Source organism: Desulfosarcina sp., assembly GCF_041551955.1.
Lineage (GTDB): Bacteria > Desulfobacterota > Desulfobacteria > Desulfobacterales > Desulfosarcinaceae > Desulfosarcina.
In genome coordinates, this window is record NZ_JBFELV010000424.1 from 1 (window position 1) to 4,484 (window position 4,484).

At 56.0% G+C, this 4,484-nt stretch carries 7 protein-coding genes; 3 read left to right on the forward strand and 4 right to left on the reverse strand.

What is annotated here, in order from left to right; genetic code table 11:
• Nucleotides 1-583: selenide, water dikinase SelD (gene selD, locus ABYV26_RS21650; RefSeq protein ID WP_372683438.1), on the forward strand; the 583-nt coding region annotated here is incomplete at its 5' end.
• A gap of 101 nt (nt 584-684) precedes the next feature.
• Here selD and ABYV26_RS21655 read toward each other — a convergent pair.
• Nucleotides 685-1,056, reverse strand: coding sequence for a thermonuclease family protein (locus tag ABYV26_RS21655; protein ID WP_372683439.1), 372 nt, complete (start codon nt 1,054-1,056; stop codon nt 685-687).
• Nucleotides 1,057-1,353: 297 nt separating this feature from the next.
• On the opposite strand from ABYV26_RS21655, the gene ABYV26_RS21660 reads away from it, so the two are divergent.
• Together ABYV26_RS21660 and ABYV26_RS21665 are read left to right on the forward strand one after the other, a co-directional pair.
• Nucleotides 1,354-1,548 (forward strand): hypothetical protein, encoded by a 195-nt coding sequence (locus ABYV26_RS21660; protein WP_372683440.1) that lies wholly within the window; start codon nt 1,354-1,356, stop codon nt 1,546-1,548.
• Nucleotides 1,541-2,323, forward strand: coding sequence for an IMP dehydrogenase (locus ABYV26_RS21665; protein ID WP_372683441.1), 783 nt, complete (start codon nt 1,541-1,543; stop codon nt 2,321-2,323). Before ABYV26_RS21660 ends, ABYV26_RS21665 begins: the two co-directional genes overlap by 8 nt.
• A gap of 240 nt (nt 2,324-2,563) precedes the next feature.
• Here the strand turns inward: ABYV26_RS21665 and ABYV26_RS21670 are convergent, their stop codons facing one another.
• The 3 genes from ABYV26_RS21670 to ABYV26_RS21680 all read right to left on the reverse strand — a co-directional run bounded on the left by ABYV26_RS21670 (nt 2,564) and on the right by ABYV26_RS21680 (nt 4,178).
• Nucleotides 2,564-3,130, reverse strand: coding sequence for a hypothetical protein (locus ABYV26_RS21670; RefSeq protein ID WP_372683442.1), 567 nt, complete (start codon nt 3,128-3,130; stop codon nt 2,564-2,566).
• 21 nt (nt 3,131-3,151) lie between these two features.
• The gene (locus tag ABYV26_RS21675; RefSeq protein WP_372683443.1) at nt 3,152-3,601 is read right to left on the reverse strand and encodes a DMT family transporter; all 450 of its coding nucleotides are present in this window, start codon (nt 3,599-3,601) and stop codon (nt 3,152-3,154) included.
• Between the two features lie 205 nt (nt 3,602-3,806).
• Nucleotides 3,807-4,178, reverse strand: coding sequence for a cupin domain-containing protein (locus ABYV26_RS21680; protein ID WP_372683444.1), 372 nt, complete (start codon nt 4,176-4,178; stop codon nt 3,807-3,809).
• Nucleotides 4,179-4,484 lie beyond the last annotated feature (306 nt).

Consider the following 4,484-nt stretch of genomic DNA (forward strand, 5'->3'; position numbering starts at 1 on the left):
ACACCCGGATCGGGTGATCACCAACGCCGGATCCAAACCCGGTGACGCCCTTATCTTAACGAAACCGCTGGGTTCAGGGGTCTTGTTGAATGCGGTGCGCTCCGGAAAATTTCCCTTCCGAACACTCGAGCGGGAGGTGCTGCCCTCGATGGCGGCCTTGAACGGCCCAGCCATGGAAACGGCGCTGAAATTTGATCTGCATGCCTGTACCGACATCACCGGCTTCGGCATTCTCGGCCACCTGGTGGAAGTTGCCTACGGCAGTGGCGTCTCGGTGGTTGTGGACTACAAGGCCCTGCCTTTTTATGCGGGCGCCCTGGATATGTACAGAAAGGGTGAAACCACCGGCAGCAACCGGGCCAACCGGCAGATGGTCGACGCGCACGATCTTGACATGCGGGTCGTTCTCGACAAACATGAAGAAGAAATGCTCTACGACCCTCAGACCTCTGGTGGGCTTTTATTATCGCTTCCAGACGCCCAGGCAGATGAGCTGATTGCGGCGCTCAACCTTGCCGGCGTTCCCGCAGCCGCAAAGATCGGCACCACGATCGACGGCGATCCTGGCATTGCGGTGGAATAAAGCCCAAAATACAAATCTACCTGTTTATTTTTGCATGCCTGGGCATGGGAAATGGCGTTGCAGGTGGACTGATCCAATGCGGTTCAACCACGGTGTCACTGCTACCGTTGCTGGTTTTTGAACTCCCACGGCGGCACCACGTCATAATCCGACCAGATGCCCAGCTTGAGCATCCTGGCTTGAGATTCTATCTTTATCCAGCGGGGACATTCATCGGTCCTGCACTGCTCAGGATTCACCCATGCATAGCCATTGGCGACCATCGCGGCGTTGACGCTCGACTCCTTGCCTTTACGGATAACGACGGCAAACGCCTGGTTAAGTCGATCGGTCTCCAGGACGTTAACTTCCACGGGATGTTCCAGAACCAATCGCCTTAAAAAACGCGTGGCGGCAACATTGCCATCTTGCCCAGATTCCGGCGCATCGATTCCATAAAGCCGGATCCTGACCGTTTTGCCCAGAACATCCACATTGAGCGTATCTCCATTATATACCCTGATAACTGTTGCGGTGGTGGCATATGCGAAATTAGGGATGCAAAACAGGATGATTAAAACGGATGCAATGCTTCGCATCAATTTTTGGGCTCGGTGAGGTTGCCTTGTTTTGCTTGCGCTCATGTCCGTTTCCAGCATTCAGTCAATATACCGATTGAGACGATCAAATACAATCATGCACTTATTTTATCGACATGTTGACACGATACTTGAACAGAATTGGTTAGGGGTAAATGGAATACAAAAGGTCATAACATACGAAGAGTTGCTTTGATTTCAAAAACCAGCCTCCGAAATCAACCCAAGACCGACAAGACCGGAAAACTACATGTGAAGCTTCCGGTGATGGCCGCCAACATGGATACGGTCACCGAAACCGCCATGGCCGATTTTATCGGCGCCAAGGCTGGGGATCGGCGTGATGCATCGGTTCATGTCCATCGCGGACAATATCGAGATGTTTAAATCCTGCGCCCACCCCACCGTTGTACCCCTTGGCTGCTCCTCCGGTGATATGGCGCGGGCCGAGGCATTGCGCGATGCCGGTGCGGATTTGTTCTGCATCGATGTCGCCCATGCCCACGCCCGTTATGTGGGTAAAACCCTGAAAAAAGTCCGGGCCATGTTGGGCAAGGAGGCCTGCATCATGGCCGGCAATGCGGCCACCTATGCCGGAGCCGATTACCTGGCGTCCCTCAGTGCCGATATCATCAAGGTCGGCATCGGCGGCGGGGCGGTCTGCACGAGACGCGTCAAGACCGGGTTCGGCGTGCCCAACCATTCCGCGATACGCCATTCAGCCCGGGTGGATCGCTCCGTTTCGGCGGACGGCGGCATTCGATCGCCCGGGGATATTTTCAAAGCGCTTGCCTTCGGCGCCGACTTTGCCATGATCGGCAGCATGCTGGCCGGAACGCGGCCCACGCCGGGGCCGGTGGTTAAACGAAAAAATGAGCATGGCCAGGCGGTGCGGGTCAAATCCTATCGCGGCATGGCCAGCAGCGAGGTCCAGGACGATTATCACGCCGGGATGGCCGGGTGGAAAACGGCAGAGGGGGGTTCGATCGATGTGCCTTACCGGGAGAACGAAGAGGCGGTGATTGCCGATATCATCGGCGGCCTGCGCTCGGGTTTGACCTATGGCGGTGCCGACACGATCCGTGAATTACAGCGCAAGCTGGATTATATCTGGATCACACCGGCCGGCCGCCACGAAAGTCTGCCCCACCGAACGTCATGAAGCGATAACAGTTGCGGGGGAGATCCCAGCAACCGGTGCCGGCGGGTTACGTTGAGGAACGGTTGACGCCAGTCGGATCCATCCTTATATTTTAGATACACCGGAGCAACGCAATGGACACCCAGTTGTCCAGCCGGTCACACCCCGTGGTCGGCCCCCTCGCACTACCCCTTGCTCCGGTTCCACTTTTCTGACCGACGGAGATGCACCCAGCCCATTCAGGCGGTTTTCCAGCGACCTTCAAAAGACCATGTGCTCTTTAATGCCGAGCTGCGCAGCCGCAAATTGAGCCGCCGCCTGACCGAGCCAATTCGGCTGATGAGCGTCCGAGCCGATGACGAATTTGAAGCGATCTTTGAAGGGGCCGTAGAATCGTTTCCAGTTCGTCCGCCAGACATAGCGGTTGTTGATTTCGATCAGACAATCGGCGGGTACCCGATTCAGGTCGGTATTCAGTGCATCGGGATGAGCGACAATAACCGGCCTGCCGGTTGCCAGCAGTCCGTCCAGCGAACGATAATCGGCACCCTGATCCCGGCAGTGGAAGATGTAATAATCGACATCACAGCCGCTGGCTTCGGCGACCCAGTGATGCCCGTCCACTTCGACGCCGACTTTCAACCCGGCCTGGCGAATCTCCATGACATAGTCGTCGAATATACCATCGCCGAGATTTTCGAAATGGTCGCTTATTCCTACGACCCTGGCATGGTTGAGCGAAGCGACAAGGGCGATCGTCTGTTCGGGGACGACTGACGTGTCGCTTTTCGAGTAGGTGGTGTGAATATGCAAATCCTGCTGCAGCATCCGGAAACCTATATTAGCTTTTCAGCCGGTCTTTTGAATCAGGTAGAGACTGACCATCAGCCCTGCACACCCCATCAGGCGGAATCCGTTGACCGGGTGTCGTAGCAGACCGAAAACGCCGAAGTGATCCAGGATGACCGAGACGATAAGCTGACCGACGATGGTGGCCACCAGGGTGTTGGCGATGCCGATGCGGGGAGCCAGCATCAAGATGGTGGTCACGAAAATGACCCCGTAGATGCCGCCGGTGTAATAAAACGCCGGGGTGGATTTGAGTTGAGAGACCGATGGCAGCGGCGGATTAAGCGCCACGAGCAGGAGAATAAGAAAGAGGATGGCCCCGAAAAAAGAGATGAATGTGGCTTGAAGCGGGTGGTTGAGGCTTTTGCCCAGATGGGCGTTAATCGAACCCTGGACAGGCAACAGGCCGCCCACACACAGGGCCAGTGCCAGAAATACGATGTTTTTCATATTTTTCCCTTGGGTGCCACAAGTGCACACGCCACGTTAAAATCCATTTGCACCCTCCACGCGGCAAGCCGTGGGGCGGGTGCTCCGTGAGGATAAAAAATCGATTTTCATTTCGCTCGCTGACCCCGCCGCATCGGTGCTCGGTATCTTTGTTTCGATCCGACAAGCGGCGGGGAATACGCTCGCTTTCGCGGTCCATTGATCTTCAGGCCACTTCATCGTCCCGGTGAACGGTTTCTGACGTGAAGGCGGGCAGGCAGACGGCGATGTACTCGGCACCTTCCGGTTCCGGCGTGCTGTAGCGCACCCACCCACCGGCATGGGTGATGACCGCCTCGCCGGCCCGGATGTCCAGTGTGCCGTCTTCCGATTCCACTCGGAGCCGCCCATTGAGGACCACGGTGTATTCGTCAAAAGCGGGTCGCTGCCCGGGTTCACGCCATCCAGGTGGAGAGATCATGCGGGCGACGCTGACCGCCCCGGTGCCTGAATTGACCTGCCCGATATACTCTTCGATGCGTTTGGGCCGGGTGCCCGCCGCTTCGATGATGCTCGGCCCGTCGATTTTTATGGGCATAATTTTCCTTTCGGGATTCAGACGTCGGATGTCGGAGGTCTGAGGACAGAAGACCGGAGTCGGATGCCCGAGGTCCGAAGACGGAGGTCTGCGATCCGGAACTGGCCACCTGTATCAATTGAACAGCGTCTCTATGATATTCACCAATTTATTTCATCTGGGTGGTTCAAAACCAAACAAATTGAACATCAGAAATATAGCGATTGCCTAAGTATTTGAGGCATGTTCGATTCCTTCAGAACCCAGAACCCAGAACCCAGAACCCAGAACCATCAACTATTCTATCAGACCGACCAAATGGTCGTG

Excerpts from the sequence above, each read along its gene's own strand:
- ABYV26_RS21665 (WP_372683441.1), top strand. The coding sequence starts at position 1,541 with ATGTTTAAATCCTGCGCCCACCCCACCGTTGTACCCCTTGGCTGCTCC.
- ABYV26_RS21670 (WP_372683442.1), bottom strand. The coding sequence starts at position 3,130 with ATGCTGCAGCAGGATTTGCATATTCACACCACCTACTCGAAAAGCGAC.
- ABYV26_RS21675 (WP_372683443.1), bottom strand. The coding sequence starts at position 3,601 with ATGAAAAACATCGTATTTCTGGCACTGGCCCTGTGTGTGGGCGGCCTG.
- ABYV26_RS21680 (WP_372683444.1), bottom strand. The coding sequence starts at position 4,178 with ATGCCCATAAAAATCGACGGGCCGAGCATCATCGAAGCGGCGGGCACC.